General features: G+C 45.6%; 19 protein-coding genes and 1 tRNA gene. 13 read left to right on the top strand and 7 right to left on the bottom strand.

Annotated features, from left to right (window positions below):
- Positions 1–209: 209 nt before the first annotated feature.
- Together C1S74_RS07020 and C1S74_RS07015 are read left to right on the top strand one after the other, a co-directional pair.
- A complete protein-coding gene (locus C1S74_RS07020) occupies positions 210–2,861 on the top strand; it encodes a beta-N-acetylhexosaminidase (protein ID WP_045395874.1) in 2,652 nt (883 codons plus the stop codon).
- A gap of 450 nt (positions 2,862–3,311) precedes the next feature.
- Complete coding sequence (locus tag C1S74_RS07015) at positions 3,312–4,004, top strand: oligogalacturonate-specific porin KdgM family protein (RefSeq protein ID WP_045395877.1); 693 nt, start codon at positions 3,312–3,314, stop codon at positions 4,002–4,004.
- A gap of 65 nt (positions 4,005–4,069) precedes the next feature.
- Here the strand turns inward: C1S74_RS07015 and C1S74_RS07010 are convergent, their stop codons facing one another.
- Together C1S74_RS07010 and C1S74_RS07005 are read right to left on the bottom strand one after the other, a co-directional pair.
- Positions 4,070–4,519, bottom strand: a complete 450-nt coding sequence (locus C1S74_RS07010; RefSeq protein ID WP_045395880.1) for a DUF411 domain-containing protein — start codon at positions 4,517–4,519, stop codon at positions 4,070–4,072.
- A 24-nt stretch (positions 4,520–4,543) separates the two neighbouring features.
- Positions 4,544–7,240: a heavy metal translocating P-type ATPase gene (locus C1S74_RS07005; protein WP_045395883.1), complete on the bottom strand. Its 2,697-nt coding sequence runs from the start codon at positions 7,238–7,240 to the stop codon at positions 4,544–4,546.
- Between the two features lie 473 nt (positions 7,241–7,713).
- Between C1S74_RS07005 and chiP the strand changes: the two genes are divergently transcribed.
- From chiP to C1S74_RS06970, 5 genes are all read left to right on the top strand, one after another.
- Positions 7,714–8,835, top strand: a complete 1,122-nt coding sequence (gene chiP, locus C1S74_RS06990) for a chitoporin (RefSeq protein WP_042601492.1) — start codon at positions 7,714–7,716, stop codon at positions 8,833–8,835.
- 123 nt (positions 8,836–8,958) lie between these two features.
- The gene (locus tag C1S74_RS06985) at positions 8,959–9,555 is read left to right on the top strand and encodes a YccT family protein (RefSeq protein WP_045395886.1); all 597 of its coding nucleotides are present in this window, start codon (positions 8,959–8,961) and stop codon (positions 9,553–9,555) included.
- A gap of 226 nt (positions 9,556–9,781) precedes the next feature.
- On the top strand, positions 9,782–11,209 hold the full coding sequence (gltX, locus tag C1S74_RS06980) for a glutamate--tRNA ligase (protein ID WP_045395889.1): 1,428 nt from the start codon (positions 9,782–9,784) through the stop codon (positions 11,207–11,209).
- A gap of 605 nt (positions 11,210–11,814) precedes the next feature.
- Positions 11,815–12,771 carry an OmpA family protein gene (locus C1S74_RS06975; RefSeq protein ID WP_045395891.1) on the top strand — a complete coding sequence of 319 codons (957 nt, stop codon included), beginning with the start codon at positions 11,815–11,817 and terminating at the stop codon, positions 12,769–12,771.
- Between the two features lie 195 nt (positions 12,772–12,966).
- A complete protein-coding gene (locus tag C1S74_RS06970; RefSeq protein ID WP_045395893.1) occupies positions 12,967–13,473 on the top strand; it encodes a hypothetical protein in 507 nt (168 codons plus the stop codon).
- Positions 13,474–13,574: 101 nt separating this feature from the next.
- Here the strand turns inward: C1S74_RS06970 and C1S74_RS06965 are convergent.
- Both C1S74_RS06965 and C1S74_RS06960 read right to left on the bottom strand, forming a co-directional pair.
- Positions 13,575–13,651, bottom strand: a tRNA-Arg gene (locus C1S74_RS06965).
- A 68-nt stretch (positions 13,652–13,719) separates the two neighbouring features.
- Positions 13,720–14,853 carry a flagellar assembly protein FlgT gene (locus C1S74_RS06960; RefSeq protein ID WP_045395894.1) on the bottom strand — a complete coding sequence of 378 codons (1,134 nt, stop codon included), beginning with the start codon at positions 14,851–14,853 and terminating at the stop codon, positions 13,720–13,722.
- A 172-nt stretch (positions 14,854–15,025) separates the two neighbouring features.
- Here C1S74_RS06960 and C1S74_RS06955 point away from each other — a divergent pair, with 172 nt between their 5' ends.
- Both C1S74_RS06955 and flgP read left to right on the top strand, forming a co-directional pair.
- Entirely contained in the window at positions 15,026–15,664 is a 639-nt protein-coding gene (locus C1S74_RS06955; protein ID WP_038872858.1) for a FlgO family outer membrane protein, read from the top strand.
- Between the two features lie 9 nt (positions 15,665–15,673).
- Entirely contained in the window at positions 15,674–16,105 is a 432-nt protein-coding gene (gene flgP, locus C1S74_RS06950; protein WP_038872861.1) for a flagellar assembly lipoprotein FlgP, read from the top strand.
- Positions 16,106–16,273: 168 nt separating this feature from the next.
- On the opposite strand, the gene C1S74_RS06945 is transcribed toward flgP, so the two are convergent.
- The 3 genes from C1S74_RS06945 to flgA form a co-directional block, all read right to left on the bottom strand.
- Positions 16,274–16,699, bottom strand: coding sequence for a flagella synthesis protein FlgN (locus C1S74_RS06945; RefSeq protein WP_039975361.1), 426 nt, complete (start codon positions 16,697–16,699; stop codon positions 16,274–16,276).
- 26 nt (positions 16,700–16,725) lie between these two features.
- A complete protein-coding gene (gene flgM / locus C1S74_RS06940; RefSeq protein ID WP_005425628.1) occupies positions 16,726–17,040 on the bottom strand; it encodes a flagellar biosynthesis anti-sigma factor FlgM in 315 nt (104 codons plus the stop codon).
- Positions 17,041–17,155: 115 nt separating this feature from the next.
- Complete coding sequence (flgA, locus tag C1S74_RS06935; RefSeq protein WP_045395897.1) at positions 17,156–17,902, bottom strand: flagellar basal body P-ring formation chaperone FlgA; 747 nt, start codon at positions 17,900–17,902, stop codon at positions 17,156–17,158.
- Between the two features lie 76 nt (positions 17,903–17,978).
- Here flgA and C1S74_RS06930 point away from each other — a divergent pair, with 76 nt between their 5' ends.
- From C1S74_RS06930 to flgC, 4 genes are all read left to right on the top strand, one after another.
- Positions 17,979–18,905, top strand: coding sequence for a chemotaxis protein CheV (locus C1S74_RS06930; protein WP_045395900.1), 927 nt, complete (start codon positions 17,979–17,981; stop codon positions 18,903–18,905).
- A gap of 11 nt (positions 18,906–18,916) precedes the next feature.
- Complete coding sequence (locus C1S74_RS06925; protein ID WP_038872874.1) at positions 18,917–19,744, top strand: protein-glutamate O-methyltransferase; 828 nt, start codon at positions 18,917–18,919, stop codon at positions 19,742–19,744.
- Positions 19,745–20,086: 342 nt separating this feature from the next.
- Positions 20,087–20,482 (top strand): flagellar basal body rod protein FlgB, encoded by a 396-nt coding sequence (gene flgB / locus C1S74_RS06920; RefSeq protein ID WP_038872877.1) that lies wholly within the window; start codon positions 20,087–20,089, stop codon positions 20,480–20,482.
- 5 nt (positions 20,483–20,487) lie between these two features.
- Positions 20,488–20,901, top strand: a complete 414-nt coding sequence (gene flgC, locus C1S74_RS06915; protein WP_038872880.1) for a flagellar basal body rod protein FlgC — start codon at positions 20,488–20,490, stop codon at positions 20,899–20,901.
- Positions 20,902–20,906 lie beyond the last annotated feature (5 nt).

Here is a 20,906-nt window from a genome sequence, read left to right as displayed (position 1 = left end):
TTGACGTTTTAATTAAGTGATTGAAATATATGTGTTTATATTTTCTTAAGCATTGCTGAATTTGAGCTGGATCACTTCTTAGTTTCATTAATTTTACGCTTAGAAATAACTGCTTGTATGTTGAATACACTGTTAAGCGCCTCGCATTTAGGTGCTCACCATTTTTGATAAATGTCGTTTTGAACCACTGACTTTTTGGGGAAAGTAAGATGTTGAAACATAGTCTGATTGCTGCTTCTGTTATTGCTACATTGGCAGGTTGCTCTTCACTACAGAATTCTGAGCAACAAGTTGTAAACTCATTGGCTGACAACCTTGATATTCAATATGAAGTGTTGACTAACCACGGCGCTAACGAAGGTCTTGCATGTCAGGACATGGGCGCAGAGTGGGCGTCTTGTAACAAAGTCAACATGACACTGGTTAACCAAGGCGAAGCGGTTGACTCTCAAGATTGGGCTATCTACTTCCACAGCATCCGTCTGATTCTGGATGTCGACAACGAACAATTCAAAATCTCTCGTGTAACGGGCGACCTACACAAACTAGAACCAACAGACAAATTTGATGGCTTTGCGGCAGGTGAAGAAGTGGTTCTTCCTCTTGTTGCTGAATACTGGCAGTTATTTGAAACTGACTTCATGCCGGGTGCATTTGTTGCAGCGCCAAACGCTGAGCCTAAGATGATCGCGTCGCTTAATACAGAAGACGTTAATTCTTTCGTTACTGGCCTTGAAGGCAACAACCTAAAACGTACGCCTGATGACAACAACATCATGGCAAGTGCAGTATCTCGTTTTGAAAAGAACGAAGATCTAGCAAAACAAGATGTATCAACTACGTTACTACCAACGCCAATGCATGTGAAAGCAGGCAGAGGCACAGTAGACATCGCAGGTGGTATTGCGCTGCCGAAAGACGCATTTGATGCGGCTCAATACGCAGCAATTCAAGATCGTGCAGAAGTGGTAGGTGTGGATGTTCGTGGTGATGTTCCTGTTAGCATCACGCTAGTTCCTGCAAACTTCACCGGTGAATTAGCAAAATCTGGTGCTTACGATATGAGCATCAACGGCAACGGTATTGTTATTAAAGCGTTCGACCAAGCTGGCGCGTTTTACGCAGTACAATCTATCTTTGGCCTGATAGATAGCCAAAATGCTGATTCTCTACCACAACTGTCTATTCAAGATGCACCTCGCTTTGATTACCGCGGTGTGATGGTGGATGTGGCTCGTAACTTCCACTCTAAAGACGCAATTCTTGCAACGCTTGACCAAATGGCAGCGTACAAGATGAACAAGCTACACCTTCACCTAACGGATGATGAAGGCTGGCGTTTAGAAATCCCGGGTCTGCCTGAGCTGACAGAAGTGGGTGCTAACCGTTGTTTCGATTTGGAAGAGAAAAGCTGTTTACTGCCTCAGCTTGGCTCAGGTGCAACGACAGACAACTTTGGTTCTGGCTTCTTCAGCAAAGCAGACTACGTGGACATCTTGAAGTACGCGAAAGCGCGTAACATCGAAGTGATTCCTGAAATCGATATGCCTGCGCACGCTCGTGCAGCTGTGGTATCAATGGAAGCACGTTACGACCGTCTAATGGAAGAAGGTAAAGAAGCAGAAGCGAACGAGTACCGCCTGATGGATCCTCAAGATACATCGAACGTAACGACGGTTCAGTTCTACAACAAGCAAAGCTTCATCAACCCATGTATGGAATCTTCAACTCGCTTTGTTGATAAAGTGATTTCAGAAGTAGCAGCAATGCACCAAGAAGCGGGCGCACCGTTATCAACATGGCACTTTGGTGGTGACGAAGCGAAGAACATCAAGCTAGGCGCTGGTTTCCAAGATGTGAACGCTGAAGACAAAGTAAGCTGGAAGGGTACGATTGACCTGTCTAAACAAGACAAGCCATTCGCACAATCTCCACAATGTCAGACGCTAATTGCAGACGGGACGGTAAGCGACTTTGCTCATCTACCAAGCCACTTTGCAGAAGAAGTGTCTAAGATTGTGGCTGAGAAGGGCATCCCTAACTTCCAAGCTTGGCAAGATGGTCTTAAGTACAGTGAAGGCGAGAAAGCGTTTGCAACAGAAAATACTCGCGTAAACTTCTGGGACGTTCTTTACTGGGGTGGCACGTCATCAGTGTACGAGTGGTCTAAGAAAGGTTACGACGTGATTGTTTCTAACCCAGACTACGTTTACATGGACATGCCATACGAAGTTGACCCGAAAGAACGTGGTTACTACTGGGCTACACGTGCAACAGATACTCGTAAGATGTTTGGCTTTGCACCAGAGAACATGCCTCAAAACGCAGAAACGTCTGTAGATCGCGATGGTAATGGCTTTACTGGTAAAGGTGAAATCGAAGCGAAACCTTTCTACGGTCTATCAGCACAGCTTTGGTCTGAGACAGTACGTAACGACGAGCAATACGAGTACATGGTATTCCCTCGCGTACTAGCAGCAGCTGAGCGTGCATGGCACCGTGCTGATTGGGAAAACGACTACAAAGTGGGTGTTGAATACTCGCAAAACTCTAACCTAGTAGACAAAGCAGCGCTAAACCACGACTACAACCGCTTTGCGAACGTTCTTGGTCAACGTGAACTGGCTAAGCTAGAGAAATCTGGTATCGATTACCGCCTACCTGTACCAGGTGCGAAAGTAGAAGATGGAAAACTAGCAATGAACGTTCAGTTCCCAGGTGTGAAGCTTCAATACTCTCTAGACGGCAAAAACTGGCTAACTTACGCAGACAATGCTCGTCCAAATGTGAAAGGTGAAGTGTTTATCCGCTCTGTATCTGCTACGGGTGAGAAAACAAGCCGCGTGACTAGCGTGAAGTAATTCTGCTAATCATTCACTAAAATCATTGTTCCTTACTCAAAGCCCTCAACTTATGTTGAGGGCTTTATTTATTTTTCTACGGAAAATAAGCGTGATCAATGTCTGATTATTTTTTACTGATAATTAAGTTCGTAATTTAGAAAGAAAAGAAGAGTGTGATCTCGATGCTTGTTTTGTGCCGAATTTGAGAGCCTAACTAGCTTCAGGTCACACTTTATTTTTTTGACGAATTTTTAGGTTTTATAGCAAGGCTCTGTATTTAATAAACTTTTTTGGATTTCGAAAATGTCGATTTGAATTGGATCACTGTTTTAAACGATTTATTTTTCAATGCGAATTAAATTGCGCAGTATTGCTGTCGCCAGGGAGGCACATCCCAATGTTTGCGATGAAGGGCAAGTGATAGCCGGACATGTCATCGCATAACGTGAATAAATAAAGGCAGTAATTATGAAAAACGTTTTTGCACTAAGTGCACTTTCTCTTGTTTTCGCATCAAGCGCTTTCGCAGGCTCATCTTACGTAACGGGTAACATCCAATTCCACGATGATGGTCGAATCCACGGTTCGGACATGACATCAACGCTAGAAGCAGGCCACACTTTCGATAACCAATTCGGCGGCTTCACGGTTTACACTGAGTTTGACGGCATTCAACTAGGTAAACTAGAAACTGAAAACGGCGGCGCAGGTAACACAACACCAGCAATCACTGTGGGTGGTGAGCAAGCATTTAACATCACTGATCACCTATGGGTTGCAGCAGGTTACCAACACCTATTCTCTGCGGGTGAGAGCATCCAATACCGTCCTTTGGTTAAAATCGGCTACAACTTCGATAATGGTATCTCGCTAAGTAACCGTACTCGTGCACACATTGATGCAACAGACGCAGATGCGAAAACAGACTACCGCATGGATAACCGCATTGGTTACGCGATGAATGAAGACGTGACCTTCAGCTACAACAACGTTTACATGATTGAAGCAGAGACCATGGACCACGAGTTGCGTGCAACATGGACTCGTAAAGGCGTACAGCCATACTTTGAGTTCCGTAGCCAAGCTCACGGTGCAGAAAACTCAGCGGGTGACAGCCTAGTGAACAACGCGTTCGTGTTCGGTGCGTCTTACGGCTTCTAATTAAAAGTTTGTCTTAACTGTCCATTAAGAAAAAGCCCAGCGGTTTGTCTCGCTGGGCTTTGTTTTTATTGGTCGTTACCTTTGTGGTAGCGGTATTCGTAAACCTGACCTTTCTCGTTGTAGGCGTAAACAGCGTAGCTGTCTTTCTTCTCGCCGTACTCCATGCCCGGTGAGCCCATTGGCATACCCGGTACAGTCAGGCCTTTTGCATTTCGAGGTGGGTTTTCCAAAAACGCTTTAATGTCGTCGGCAGGAATATGACCTTCAAATACGTAGCCATCGATCTCCGCGGTGTGGCAAGAGTAAAGCTGTTCGTTCTTGATGCCCAAATCGCGTTTGATCGCATTCATGTCATCATGCAGCTTTTCTTCCACAGTAAAGCCGTTCTCTTCCATGTGTTTTGTCCATTCGCCACAGCAGCCACAGTATGGCGATTTGTGGTTGATGACATCAGCGGCTAATACGTTCGCCGATGTGACAGCAAGCATTGTAAAGGTCAATAGTTTCAACTTCATAATATCCTCGAGAAGAAGTGTCGCTTACTTAATGGTAAACAGTCGTAGTCGATTTGCATTACTGACGACCGTGATTGAAGACAGTGCCATCGCTGCACCAGCAACGACAGGACTGAGCAAAAATCCAAACGCTGGGTAAAGTACGCCTGCGGCGATAGGGATACCCAACGAGTTATAAACAAAGGCGCCGAACAAGTTTTGTTTCATGTTCTTAAGTGTCGCGCGCGAGAGTTCAATCGCATGCACAACGGCCATTGGTGATGTATTGAGAATGGTCATTTGTGAGCTTTCGATTGCCACGTCACTGCCACTTCCCATTGCGACACCAAGATCCGCCAACGCAAGGGCTGGTGCGTCATTGATGCCATCACCGATCATCGCCACTGTGCGGCCTTGAGATTGCAGCAGTTCAATATGTTGTGCTTTCTCGTCGGGCATCACTTGAGCGATGACTTCATCAATGCCGAGCTCTTTACCGATAGCATTGGCTACGTGTTGGTTGTCGCCTGTGAGCATGACAGTTTTTATGCCCTGCGATTTTAATGCAGACACTGCTTGTTTGGCATCAGATTTAATTGGATCAGCGATGGCAATTAAACCAATCAGTTCGTTGTTCAGAGCTACAGCTACTGGTGTCCAAGCGTTGTTTGCACAATCTTCAATTGCTTGCTTCATTGAGCTGGTATCAATCTGCTCGGTTTGCATAAATTGCAATGAGCCAATGAGTAGCGGTTGTGCTTGGTAAGTCGCAGTAATACCACGGCCACGAATGTTCTCGAATGCGCTCAACTCAACACTTTCAGTCTTGTTCTTTCTCGCGTAATCACACACGGCTTTGGCCAACGGGTGCTCCGATTGACGCTCTGCCGCGTATGCCAGAGCCAGCATGTGTTCTTGGCTGGTAGCGTGAGTAAACACTTGCTGCACACTCGGTTTACCTTGAGTCAGCGTGCCAGTTTTATCGAATACGACCGTGTCGATTTTGCTTGCCAACTGCAGTGCGTCAGCGTCTTTGATCAGAATGCCAAGCTCTGCGGCTTTACCGACACCAACGGTGACCGACAATGGCGTTGCTAAGCCCAGTGCACAAGGGCAGGCGATGATCAACACAGTGGTCGTTACTACAAGCATGTAGCTGGCTTTAGGTTCTGGACCTACGGCAAACCAAACCAAAGCAGCTAGGATTGCGATACCGACCACGACCGGAGCAAATACCGATGAAATCTGGTCTGCTAATTTGGCAATGGCAGGCTTACTGCTTTGCGCCGTGCGTACCATGCGAATGATTCGAGCCAGCATGGTGTTCGCGCCGATGTCCTTTGCTTCAATGACTAATCCACCATCGGTATTTAATGTACCGGCAGACACTTGCGCATCGTGCGCTTTTAATACTGGTACGGGTTCACCGGTTAGCATCGACTCATCAATGTACGATTCACCCTGTATCACAACGCCATCTACTGGCACCTTCTCGCCCGGTTTGATGCGCAATTTCATGCCTAGCGTGATTTGCTCAACCACGATCTGTTGATCACCTTGTTCTGTAATCACCGTCGCTTGTTGAGGTTGCAGGTTAATCAGCGCCTGCAATGAGCGTGTTGTGTTTGCTTTGGCTTTTGCCTCGATATAGTGACCAAGAGAAATTAAGCCGATGATCATTGCACTTGCTTCAAAGTACACATGGCGTGAAGCAAGAGGGAACCAGTCTGGGAAAATCACCACAAGCATCGAATAGAACCACGCCGCCCCAGTACCTAACGCGACTAAGGTGTCCATGGTGGCACGTTTGTGAGTGGCTGCTAACCATGCGTTAGTAAAGAAGTGCTTACCCGCTGTTGCTAGCAGTAAGAGACACAGAATACCAATCGCACCCCAAGCCAACTGGTCGTTCGTGTTGCGAATCACCATGTTGCCGCCAAATATCCCCCACAACATCAGTGGCGCACCAACAACTAAGCCAGCTATTGCATCAAGCCTGAAGCGTTTTTGTTGGGCAAGTTGCTGTGCTGCTTGCTTTTCTTGCTGGGTTGCTGCGTCTTGGAGGATCTCTGCTTGGTAACCGGCTTGTTTTACTGAATCAATAATCGCGTGGTGAAGGGCTTCAGAATCTTGAGTAGCAAACACTAATGCACTTTGCTCGGCAAGGTTTACTTGTGCTTTCTCAATGCCTTCTACGTTAGTAAGTGCTTTCTCTACTGAAGAGACGCAACTCGCACACGTCATGCCTTGAATCAGCATTTGCAGCTGAATACTCGCTGGTGGCACCTGCGCATCTTTAATATTGCTTTGCTTGTCTGCCTGTTCAGTCTCTGGTGAGCTTTCTTCCTCTACTTCAATAGAATCAGGGCTGGCGGTGTAGCCGAGAGTCGCCACAAGATCGATCACTTTCTGCTCTGATAGTAGGGTCGTGATATCGAGTTGGGTTGTCGACGCTTGAAATGCAATGACGTCTTGGTTTGCTTCTAATAAAGAAGAGAGTTTCTTCACGCAGCCGCCACAACTTAGTCCAGCTAGGTTGAACTGATATTGATGGCCAGCGTGATAACCCAATGTCTCGATGGATTCAACAATAGAAGAAAGAGGGGATTCAGTTTTCAACTCAACCACTGTTGGGGACAAATTGATGATCTCAACACTGTGATTGGCATGTAAAGCTTTCTCAACTTTTCTAGCACAGCCCATGCAGTTAAGCCCTGACATCGGTACAACGAACTGATACATAATTTGTCCTCAAGAATAGTAATGTTCAGAGGATAAACCTTCCTGCAAGGGGAAGGTCAAGCATTTCGACGTGAAACAATTTCGTCAAAATCCCCCTATTTGCATCGTCAATGTACTGATATTGTTGCGAGTTATCTCAAAGTTTTTTCTCTCTGAATATAAAGTTCCGTTAAAACGCCTAAAAGTGAGGTGAGATTGCTCACGAATTTCGAGCTTTTTATATAAAAAGCAAGTGACTCTGGATGCTTTTGACGTTTTTATATTTTTATTTGTCATTTTAAGTCCTTGTTATTAATTGGTTTATATTGTTTTTGATCTTCTCATTTTGAAGTTGCTCAGATTGCCGTGGGGAAAGTTTTTTACTGCGAAAAAAGTTTGTCATATTTGCTCCGTCCAAACACAGATTCAAGTTCCTGCAATGTCCTAGTTAGCGAATTTGAAAATGGAAAAAACTAAAAATATAGGGGTTAAAAATGTCTTACCTAAAGAAAAGCCTACTTGCTACTGCAATCACAGGCATGATGTTCAGTGGTTCAGCTTTTGCTGATGGTGCAAACAGTGATGCAGCGAAAGAGTACCTAACTAAAGACTCTTTCTCATATGAAGTGTACGGTATTATCGCGATGCAGGCCGCGTACCGCGATTACGATTCTGGTAGCAAAGCAACTGACGATGACTTGGGCGGCATGCAGCTAAACAACGAATCACGTATCGGCTTCCGTGGTAAAAAGCAATTCGCTAACTTTGAACCAACGTTCATTTGGCAAATCGAAGGTGGCTACGTAGACCCAAGCTTTGGTGGTGAAGGCGCAGGTCTTGGTGAGCGTGACACATTCGTAGGTTTTGAAAGCGCTTCTTGGGGTCAAGTTCGTCTAGGTCGCGTTCTTACTCCAATGTACGAGTTGGTTGACTGGCCAGCATCTAACCCAGGTCTAGGCGATGTTTACGACTGGGGTGGTGCAATCGGTGGTGCTAAGTACCAAGACCGTCAATCAAACACTATCCGTTGGGATTCTCCAATGTACGCTGACAAGTTCTCTATCGACGCAGCAGTGGGTGCTGGTGATAAAGCGGGTCTAGGTGAAGGTGACGATTACTGGGGCGGCATCGCGGCTCACTACAAGTTAGGTCCACTACAATTGGATGCAGCTTACGAAGGTAACCGCAACATCGAAGGTGAAAGTCAAACTTGGGAAAACAACACGTACCTACTAGGTGTTCAAGGTTGGTTTGACAACGGTATCTCTTTCTTCGCTCAATACAAATACATGGAAGCTGATGCAAGCAACGGTGTAAGCGAGAAGCAAGATGCAATGTCTGCTGGTCTGATGTACACAACTGGTGATTGGCAGTACAAACTGGGTTACGCAGCAAACTTCGACCTAGAACGTGACGGTAAGACAATCGATAACACAGCGGATGATGTACTATCTGCACAGATCATGTACTTCGTAGACCCATCTGCAGTACTTTACGCTCGTGCTCGTACGCTAGACTTCGGTGACGGTGCGTCTCAACTAGACAAACCAACAGAAGCACGTTGGAAGTCAGCTGACTACGACGAGTTCTCTGTAGGTGTTGAATACTACTTCTAATATAGAAGCAGCTAAAAGGGCGGAAACGCCCTTTTTGTCTTGATACTTATTCATATAAGCCATTGGAATGACCGGCCTGTTAGTTTCAGTGGCTTATCTAAATTGGTATAAGACGAGAAAACCATGATGAAAAAAACAACCACACTATTAGGACTTTGCGCAATCCTTTCTGCGCCTGCATTTGCTGCTCAACTGACTCTGCAAGCGGAATTGGTTCCTCGCGTTCTCAACAGTGAGTTCGTCTACCCTGAGTGGATCTCTGACAACAACAGCATCAAAGTAGAAGACGGTGCAAACCAACTGGCCGTGAATGTGGGCCAAATTGTATTTGAAGATGGTAAGCGTCGTAAGTTTGATTCACAGCCTCTTTTATTAGAGTTTGATGCTCCAAAAGACGCAGAGCTTACGCTCACTTACAATAAGTTCCGTACCATCGAAGAAGCGAAAGCGTTTGAAATGGATCCGAAGGTCGAGCTAAAAGACGCAAATGGTAAAGACATCGAGTTCTCTATGGTTCAGTTGCGTAAAGGTGGTTTGCAAGGCTTCCGTGATTACGAACGTGAAGTGGCGGATTACAACAAGGCAATGAACAAGCAATCGACGAAAGCAAGCATCGCGGCGTCTCCGGCTGTCACTAAGACATTGAAAGAGTCCTTCAGTGATCTAAGCCGTCAAGAGCAACAAGAATTCATGCAGTGGGCGATGCAGAATCTAAAATAGTCAGCATTCATAACTTTCTTTTGCGATAGCTTTCCTGTTGTTCTAAGCGTTTTGCCGCTATAAATAAGAGGGCAGTACCTTAATCGGTGCTGCCCTGTTTGTATTTCTAGCGTTAATCCACACGGAATGATTGTAGAATCGACTTACGATGGTAAAATGTCGCCACTTTTATCCTTGATATTACAACGAGAGCTCTCTCGTTGCTCATTACCCCTAAGGAACTCTGATGACGGTTAAAACTCGTTTTGCTCCTAGCCCAACTGGCTACCTACACGTTGGTGGTGCGCGTACTGCACTTTACTCTTGGCTATACGCTAAAAACCAAGGTGGTGAATTCGTTCTACGTATCGAAGATACTGACCTTGAGCGTAACTCTCAGGAAGCGGTTGATGCGATCCTAGAAGGCATGGAATGGCTAGGTCTTGAGTGGAACGAAGGTCCTTACTTCCAAACTCAACGTTTTGATCGTTACAACGAGATGGTTGATAAGCTTCTAGAAGAAGACAAAGCATACAAATGTTACGCATCGAAAGAGCTGCTAGACGAAGTTCGTGCAGAGCAAGAAGCAAACAAAGAAATGCCTCGTTACGATGCTAACCATCCAAAAATCAAAGCGGCAAACGAAGCAGCAAAAGATGGCGATCCATGTGTTATCCGTTTCCGTAATCCGAAAGAAGGCAGCGTAGTATTTGATGACCAAATCCGCGGCCGTATCGAAATCAGCAACACACAAATGGATGATCTGATCATCCGTCGTACTGACGGTTCTCCAACGTACAACTTCTGTGTTGTGGTTGACGACTGGGACATGGGTATCACTCACGTAGTGCGCGGTGAAGACCACATCAACAACACACCTCGTCAGATTAACATCTACGAAGCACTAGGTGCGCCAGTACCAACATTCGCACACTGTGCAATGATCCTAGGTGATGACGGTGCGAAACTGTCTAAGCGTCACGGCGCTGTATCGGTAATGCAATACCGCGATATGGGTTACCTCCCTGCAGCACTAAACAACTACCTAGTGCGTCTTGGTTGGTCTCATGGTGACCAAGAGATCTTCACTCAAGAAGAGATGATCAACTTGTTCAGCCTAAACGCAGTATCTAAGTCAGCGTCTGCATTCAACACTGATAAACTGCAATGGTTGAACAACCACTACATCAAAAACTCAGATCCAGCGTACGTTGCAGAGCACCTACAATGGCACCTAGATCAACAAAAACTAGACGTAACAAACGGCCCTGCTATCACTGAAGTGATCAAGCTAGTGGGTGAGCGTTGCAACACGCTAGTTGAGCTAGCTGAGCAAATCCGTTACTTCTACGAAGATTTCTCTGAGTTTGAAGCAGGCGCGGCGAAGAAACACCTACGTGGCGTTGCTAAAGAGCCTCTAGAGCTTGCCCTGGCGAAAGCAGAAGCACTAACTGAGTGGACAACAACGAACATCAAAGATGGCGTTATTGCAGCTGTATGTGAAGAGTTAGAAATCGGCATGGGCAAAATCGGTATGCCACTACGCGTCGCAGTAACCGGTGGCGGTCAGTCTCCTTCTGTAGACGCAGTAATGGAACTGATTGGCAAAGAGCGCTGCGTTGCTCGTATCAAGATGGCGCTTGAGTTCATCGCTGAGCGTGAAGCAAACGCATAATTGCTTGAATAATTAGTCGAAAAGCCGCGGTAAATACCGCGGTTTTTTTTGTATCTGGCACCAGGGAAACAGCAAAATTCCTGAAATACCGCCTGAATTACTGAACTTTTTCTCATCATATTGCTCAAAAGTTGATAAGTTTTACTAATCCAAATATAGCCACTGTGAATGCTAATTGAGGGGTTGTATACGAAATATCTCTCTGAAATATAAACACTATCCTTAAAGTTCCTTAAATATCGTCTCATTAATGAGAAGTTAATTTGCTTTACCTCTACTATTTTGAAACCTCACGCAAACGTTTGCTTCATTGCTGTGGCTCGCTTTGTGGTGCGCTAGATCACACTAAATCATGCTTTTCGATGACATTAAATTGACAGTTCTGGGATTTGTCTCGGGATTTCTTAGGGTTATAGTGCTCGCCGTCAGTGAGGCAAGCTTATGCATCATTGAGCAGGAGACATACCCAAGTGACTTTATGCAAATGAGCGGAAGTTATTTCGGTATCAAACTCAAAGGAACTGAATAAAAGAATTGAAATACAACGTCAGTCAGGCGGCGCATTTCGTTAACGAACAAGAGAACTTCTTTTAGAGGAATCAATAATGAAAAAACTAGCAGCGGTAATTTCAGCTTCTTTACTTATGGCTTCAGCAGCGCACGCAGAAGTATACGTGGGCGGTAAGATGGGTAAGTCTTGGATGGAAGACGCTTGTGTAGCTGGTCAAGCTTGTGACAAAGATGGCTCTACTCTAGGTGCTTTTGTTGGTTACGAAATGAATGACTACTTCTCAGTAGAAGCAGGCTTCGACAACCTAGGTGACTTCGACCAAACTTCTTTTGGTGGCCACGTAGAAGCAATCACTCTTGCTCCTAAGTTCAGCCTACCAATCACAGAAGACATCGCACTTTACGGTAAAGTGGGTGGTGCTTACCTAATGATGAACGACGGTAAAGACGATTACTCTTACCTAGGCGCAGCTGGTGTTGAATTCAACGTTAGCGAAAACGTAACAGCACGTGCGGAATACCAAACAATCACTGACATCAGCAACGATTCTGTGAAAGCAATGGGCAACTCTGCAACGCTAGGTGTTGCATTCAAGTTCGGCGGTAACGACGAAGTTGTTGTTGAAGAAGAACCAATCGTTGAAGAAGTGGTTGTTGAAGAAGTTGCTCCAGTAGTAGTAACTAAGACTTTTGAAACTCAAACAATCGGTACTGGTAGCTTCGCGCTAAACAGCACAACGCTTAAACCAGAGAGCGCTGCGAAACTAGACGAGCTAGTAGCATTCCTAAACGAGTACCCACAAGCGAACGTTGACGTAATTGGTTACACAGACACTTCAGGCCCAGCAGCTTACAACCAAAAAGTTTCTGAGAAACGTGCTGAATCTGTAGCAAACGCGCTAGTAGAAAAAGGTATCGATGCTTCACGTATCCACGCTCGTGGTGAAGGTGAAAACAACCCAATCGCTTCAAACGAGACTCGTGAAGGTCGTGAACAAAACCGTCGCGTAGAAGTTGTTGTTCCTGAGTTTGAATACCAAGTTCAGCAATAAGCTCTTATCTGACCGGTAGAAGCGTAAGCACTGAATGCCCCAAAGAGTTTGCTCTTTGGGGCTTTTTTATATCTGTATTAGGTGTATCACAAAATAATCAACACACATGCTATTTACAGTTTTGTATTTTATTACTTTAATTATGTATGAGTTTTGCTTACCCTTTGGTTATTAATAAAATTATTAGTTAGCACTATGTCTAAGAGCAATTTAATAACAAACACTGGACACCGCTTTATTTCGAAAGGCAAGACAGCCTTTAAGATCCATATTCACACACCGGAGGATACGGTATTGCACCGCTCCGTAGGCTTTGTTCGCATTGGTGAAAATAAAGGCCTTAAGAAGGCCATCAGATTGCGTAATGAGCTTGGGCGTGCAATGTGGGGTAAGTTTTGGCGTCGCCTATTGAAAGATCCGTACCTGATGACAAGACTGCCACACAGTGTTGAGCCTAAGATTGTCCATAAACCCAACCCAACGTTGGAAGATCCGGACAATCGAGACACTTGTTATATTGCCAAGTGGCGTGAGTTCAATGAGGAAGGGCAGTACAAGTACAAAACAGTGGTTCGTTCCATCAATAAGTACGGCAAACTTGCCGCCTACATGCAGACGAAAAAAGCCTTGTTGGATGCACACAAAGATAACCTCGAGATCTTAACCTTTATGGGGCGCCTTAACAGCATTGACCTCAAGTGATCAGTATTGCACTTGTTTCATTTAGATTGTGCGAGATGGTTTTCTCCAAACTGCGGGCATAAAAAAGCCTTAGCTTGAATGCGATAAGCTAAGGCTATGAATGGCGCCCCCAGTAGGATTCGAACCTACGACCTGTCCCTTAGGAGGGGACTGCGCTATCCAGCTGTGCCATGGGGGCGTAATCAAATAAGATGCGTTACCTATGATATTCAAAAGAGAGCATATCGCAAAGCTTTATACTCGTTTTTACAGCATCTTGTTCATTACGTCGCCAATTTGCACGCTCGACGCCAGGTTTGGCTGATCGATGGTTAATTCTGCTTCGTGTTCATAGAGTCGAGTTACCGTCAGAGTAATTTCGCTCTGTGAGACCTTATTACGTGGCAATCCATTTTGGTCGATGAATGATGCTGTGTGCCACAATTGCAGCTTGTCACCCTCTTGTACGCCGTGCATGCGGCCAAGATCCATCGTGACTGTGTTACCAAATACCGCGACCACTTCTGGTAGGGTAATTTTACAAGACAGTTCCGATTCCAAATCCAACATAATGTTGCGGCTCACTCGCAGCATCATTTCACCGTAAGTGGACGCCCAGAAACGTGCACTACGAGTGTCAACTTGACTGGTTTTTGCAAACGGCCAACGAGCGACTTCACGGTAATTTTTGTGATACACCTCGTGGCCAGTTTTGCCATCGTAGACTTTCATCTCCAGTGCGAACTGACGGTTGATCACGTCGTCTTTTAACAGCTTGGCATCAATGGTTGCGGTTAAGTCCGTCACTACGCCACCAATGATGTATTGTGCGCCGTTGTCTTGCGCGATCATCTTAGTTCGCTCTGGGTAGTTTGCACTGATTGAATAATCGGTGGTGCCAACAGAAACAAAGCTGCGTGACGTTTGATCCAGTTGACGGTTCACAACATGGCTGAAGTCGTCACCTACGTTGTAGATCTGACCCATTACCGCTTGCTGGGGTGACGCGACATCAATGTTACCCACCAGAACGGTTTTCTTGTATTGATCCACGTGGCAACCCGTTGCCGATGGATAAATGTCCACACGGATGCGCATTTCCATCTTGCCGCTGCGTTTACGCTCTGACTCCACCAAGATGTAACGCACTTCATGGTTAGTGAATTGGTACTCTTTGCGGCTTTCTTCTAATAGCGGCATCAAATTACTGATGCTGCCAATGTCTGCGCCCGAAAAGTTGACGGCTTTGAAGAGGGCGTCTTCCAACGCGTGCAGCCTTGCCGCTTCATCTGAAGAAACGATTGTGGCAACGCCTGTCACTTCATACCAAGATGCTGCCGCTCGAAATGGCGTCATCAATATTAAAGTGATTGATATTAGGCTAAAAAATATTTTTTTCATTGTTTGTAACCGTTCGGGTATAAATATTGCTTTACCAATTTCAGTGAAGTTTGGTGGCTTTTTCTTAGTTAGACAAACAGAAGAAAAGCAAAGACTGTTCCAAGATCACGCTTCTTCGTAAACGAAGTGATGAAAGAGCAGTAACACCTAAGATTATCTGGAGAATCAAACCATGAAAAGATGGCTTGTCGCCGCATCGATGATGACGCTTTTGACATCGTGCGCGTACTCACCAATTTACAATGGTAAAGAACCGTATTCTGGCAGTCAGTTTATGCTGATGGACAGTCCTCGTCATACGATGGACTTTTTCATTGAGAGCATGACGGAAGAGTTAATGGTTTCGAATGTTGCAGTGTCGTCGCGTACACCGATTGCGATTACCTCTTTTGTCGATCTGCAAAGCATGGATGCCACTAACTGGCTGGGCAATTCGGTATCGGAAGGGTTTATCCACCAGTTTCAGCGCCGTGGCTTCAAAGTTGTGGATTTTAAAACAACGGGCAATATCCAAGTTACACAGCAAGGTGACTTTGCTCTAAGCCGTGATTGGCAAGACCTTGCACAAGCACAAGAGATTCAATACGTGCTGACCGGTACGATGTTGCGTCAAGAGGGCGGCGTCCTAGTTAACGCTCGTGTGGTTGGAATGCAAAGCCGTATCGTAGTGGCGACAGCGCAAGGCTTCTTGCCTGCGGATCGTATTGGTCGTGATTTGGATACGCTTAACAGTATTCGCACTCAAGATGGCGTGCTGATTCGCTCTGACCCAACTATTCGTCAGCCATACACAGTGATTCTCCGCCCGTAGGACATTAGCATGAAGAAGTTATTATTTATTATTGCGACATTGGTGCTGGTGGGGTGTCAACCATTGCAGCAGATGCGCCAAGATGAGATTTTAGTGGCGGTAGGTTATGCCAGCGTAAGCGAGCAAACAGGCCGAACCGTTGAAGAAAGACGCGTTCGTGCCATGCGTGCGTCAAAGATTGATGCTTACCGTGAGTTAGCAGAGCAAGTGTATGGTATGCGTGTTAGCGGCCGTGCCGAGCTTGCTGATCAGCGTCTGGGTGTGGAAAGTACCACTGGCGCTGTTGATGGCGTTATCCGCGGTGCAGAAGTCGTGCGCAGTTACTTGGTTGAAGACAGTTACGTGACAGAGCTTCGCCTAGATATCCGTAAAATGGATAAGCTGCGAGATTACGGAGAAGTACAACAAGTTCCTGAGAAGCGTCAGCAGACCTTGTTCTAATTCGACCCAGCTTTACTCAACAGATAATCTTTCTTAAGCGGCTGATTGGCAACAATGAGTCGCTTTTTTGTTGGCGTTTTATTGCGAAGTCGTGTGAGTAGAAAATACCCTCAGTGGGAATGTTCTGGTGAGCGTGGAGCGAATGCCAAAGAGTAGAGGTGAGGAAATCTACGCTTTAATGTTAGTTCCGAGAGTAGAAATCGTATGGGTTTTACCGCCAGCATTGTAAGTCATGCCGATCTTACCGTGGGTATGCTGAAGCATGTTGTTAAGTTTGTTGAAACTCAGTTGAGCACGGTTGAGTGATTCACCGTTCATTTGGTTTACTTGCTGACAATCGAGGACGATGGATTGGATTTGAGCGACTAGCTGACTTAGGTTTTCGTCTTCAGTAAGTTGATTGACGTGCGGGTGAGAGGCGATTCGCTGGTCAGTGGTTCTTAGTTGACCAATGAGTGTCATTTTTTCTTTGGCGAGTTTTTCGATCTCAACAGAGACACGAGCAGTGATGGCTTGTGTTTCTTGACGCAGTACACCAGAAAGTGCTTTCGCATTTTCTAGCTGGAAATTTACAAGATCGACTAATGCTGCCATGAATACTTACCTTGGGCCTAAGTCAGTTAGCTTTTGCCTTGCAATTCGTTTTCAAACTTAATCATATTGTCCGCCAGTTTTTCTGGGTCGACTTTGTATGAACCGTTTGCGATTGCTTCTTTAATTGCCGCCACTTTTGCGCTGTCATAAGCCGGAGAAGCTGCCATATCCTTTTGGAGTTTGCTGACTGCTTTGCCTTGTTGGCTTAGTGATACCGCGTCTTGCTGTGCTGGCGCTTTTTTCGATTCCGTTGTGCTGGTCGCACTAGAATCAGTACGTGCAGGTGCGCGACTGGTTGTCGTCATCATCTGTCCTGAACGTATATTATCTATACCTGCCATATATCAACCTTAAACTCGTATCGTAATACTGGTATCCAGACTATCGACCAAGTACCAAATAACTTTAGTGCTTTTTTGCATTTTTATTGATCGATTTGCCGTACACCAGCCAACCTTAGAAGGTGACGGTGATTTCCGCAATACCTGTCACAATTCCTTCTATTATACGTTGGGACTTATCATTTTTCACTCTTACTTGATCGCCAGAAGACCCATCTTGCAATGCGGTACCTTGCGTGGTGATGGTCATACCTGATTTTACTGCTCTGATCGTCACTTTCTCATTACGGCAAACCACGCACACGTCATTGCGTTCGACCACATCGCCTAGGCGTACATTACGTTTGAGTTTTGAGCCGATCACTTGTTCAATGTTGGTGAAGCCGTCTTTACGAAACCGCTGCAATTCAATCATTGACGTCGTTACGTCAGAAGCGCTGATGATCTCTCCGCGACCTAACTGGCGGGTAGAAACGATCATTGGAACAGAAGCAGAGATCCTCACCGGAACATAGACCTTCCAATGGTCAGCGGGACATTCGACCAAAACGTTGATGTTGCTGCGTGTGCTACTGGTTGAAGATGCAGATGTATCAAGGGGCTCTGGGCAATCGGTGGCTTTGATACGTGGATCAATATTTGCCGCATTGACGGACAAATTCCCTCCCGCTGGCTGCTCTACCGTGCTAAGAATGTGCTGTTCAGCGGCCGTTCTGATTTGCTCAAGTTGGTTTTCTGTTGCTGAATGCACAAAAAAGCTAAACATACTGAGCAAGATGCCGATAGACTTAGCGTACTTTGTAAATAACGCTCTACATATTGTCATAGTCAATGGTGAAGAATTAATATTATGATACGCCATACTGTTTCTCTGGTATTATGCCTGCCAGTGGTAGAGTATCATTTAAAATCAAAAAGTTTGAGATGGAGATGAGCATATGACGGGGATTCTTGATTCGGTGAATCAGCGTACGCAACTCGTCGGCCAAAATCGATTAGAATTACTGACATTTCGGTTGATGGGACGACAGCGTTACGGCATTAACGTATTCAAAGTAAAAGAAGTACTACAGTGCCCTAAGCTGACTTCAATGCCAAATCTACACCCTTTGGTGAAAGGTGTCGCTCATATCCGTGGCCATACTGTGTCAGTAATTGATTTAAGTCTGGCAATCGGTGGCCGCCCGACCACAGATATTGATAAATGTTTTGTCGTTATCGCTGAATTCAACCGCACCATCCAAGCGTTCTTGGTGTCGTCGGTTGAGCGCATTATTAACATGCATTGGGAAGCGATTTTGCCGCCACCAGATGGCGCGGGCAAAGCGCACTACCTAACAGCGGTAACCAACATTGATAACGAATTGGTTGAAATCCTAGACGTAGAAAAGATCTTAGCGGAGATCGCGCCTGTAGATGAAACCATGGACTCAACCATCGGTGAGGAAATTGCCGTGGCTGAGCAAGCAAAGCCAATTGTCCGCCGTATTTTGATTGCGGATGACTCAACGGTTGCACGTAAGCAGGTTGAGCGTGCAATTACTTCGATTGGATTTGAAGTTGTCTCTGTGAAAGATGGTAAAGAAGCGTACAATAAGCTGCTTGAAATGGCACAAGAAGGAAGCATCTACGATCAGATTTCGTTGGTGATCTCCGATATCGAAATGCCAGAAATGGATGGTTATACGCTAACCGCCGAGATTCGCAGAAATGCAGATTTGAAGAACCTTTATGTTATCCTCCACTCCTCATTGAGTGGCGTCTTCAACCAAGCCATGGTTGAGCGCGTGGGTGCAAACACCTTCATTGCGAAATTTAACCCAGATGAATTGGGTAACGCGGTTAAATCTGCATTAACACAATAAAAGAGACATTAATGACTGCTATTACAATCAGTGATCAAGAGTATCGTGACTTTAGCCGTTTTCTAGAATCACAGTGTGGCATCGTATTAGGTGACAGTAAGCAATACCTAGTGCGCAGCCGACTGAGCCCGCTTGTAACTAAGTTCAAGCTTGCTTCGTTGTCTGATTTGCTCCGTGATGTCGTAACTGGCCGCAACCGTGAACTACGAGTTGCTGCTGTGGATGCGATGACGACTAACGAAACATTGTGGTTCCGAGATACTTATCCGTTCACGGTATTAGCTGACAAATTGTTGCCGGAGATGGCGGCGAATAAGCGACCAATCAAAATTTGGTCAGCGGCTAGCTCGTCGGGTCAAGAGCCTTACTCAATGGCAATGACCATCTTGGAAACGCAGCAGCGCAAACCAGGGTTATTGCCAAGCGTATCGATCACGGCGACAGACATTTCTGCAAGCATGCTGGATATGTGCCGAGCTGGTGTTTATGACAACCTAGCATTGGGTCGTGGTCTTTCTCCTGAGCGTCGTCGTACCTTCTTTGAAGATGCAGGCGATGGCCGTATGAAAGTCAAAGATAACGTGAAACGTTTGGTAAACTTCCGTCCACAAAACTTGATGGAAAGTTATGCGCTGATGGGCAAGTTCGACATTATTTTCTGTCGCAACGTATTGATTTATTTCTCGCCAGAGATGAAGTCTAAAGTGCTGAACCAGATGGCAAACAGTTTAAATCCTGGTGGTTACCTACTGTTGGGCGCTTCGGAATCGCTCACTGGTTTGACCGACAAATTTGAAATGGTGCGCTGTAATCCGGGCATCATTTACAAGCTAAAGTAGCAACACGCTAAAATAGCGGACTCTTTGTACAACAATTGAAGCCTGGCCTTGTGTCAGGCTTTTCTTTTTGTTCCTTTCCGTACCACCATCTCCTCACTCTTTTTTGCGTTTCTCCTCGCTAAAGATCTGGCCATTTTTGCCTGCAATGCACCAAAGGGTGTATTCTTTTTAAAGAGTCGAGCTGATTACTCGATTTGATATGACACTCCATCAATCACTTTGGCTTGCTTATTGCAATCCATTACGTCGGTAACAAAAGCGGCAAAACGGCATGTTCTTTTTTTGGCACGCTAATTGCTCTTTAGTTATCAATAACGGTCAGTTCTTAATGTAGAGGCAAGCATGGCTATATCTTTTGACAATGCACTAGGCATCCACCAATACACGGTGGGCGTACGTGAGCGCAACGCGGAGGTGATTTCCACCAACATCGCGCAAGCCAACACGCCTGGTTATAAATCAAGAGGTTTAGATTTTGCTAAGGAATTGCAGGCGGCAAGTTCTGGGGCAAGCATTGGTCTTAGCCGTACAGATGGTCGGCACATTCCTGCCACTACAACGTTGGTCGGGGACAAGCTATATCGTCTTCCTACGCAACCTGATACGGGCGATGGCAATACGGTGGATTTGGATTTAGAGCGTAACTTGTTTATGCAAAACCAAATCAGACATCAAGCATCACTCGACTTTCTAGGCAGCAAATTCAAGAACTTAACCAAAGCAATCAAAGGGGAATAATTTAGATGAGCTTATTTAACGTTTTCAATGTGACAGGTTCCGCAATGAGCGCTGAATCCGTTCGTCTGAATACTACCTCAAGCAACTTGGCGAACGCCGACAGTGTCAGCAGCTCTGCGAAAGACACTTACAAGGCGCGTCATGCTGTGTTTGGTGCTGAGTTAAGTAACGCCATGCGTGGCGGTGATACGGTGCCAGTGAAGGTGATGGGTATTGTAGAAAGCGATAAACCGCTGAGTGCGGAGTACAACCCAGACCATCCTCTTGCAAACGATGAAGGCTACATCTACAAGCCTAACGTAAATGTAATGGAAGAAATGGCAAACATGATCTCGGCTTCTCGTGCATACCAAACCAATGTGCAAGTAGCGGATTCTAGTAAACAAATGCTGCTGCGTACGCTGCAGATGGGTCAATAAGGATA

This window comes from Vibrio hyugaensis (genome assembly GCF_002906655.1).
GTDB classification, from domain to species: domain Bacteria; phylum Pseudomonadota; class Gammaproteobacteria; order Enterobacterales; family Vibrionaceae; genus Vibrio; species Vibrio hyugaensis.
This window is presented reverse-complemented; position numbering and strand designations above follow the sequence as displayed.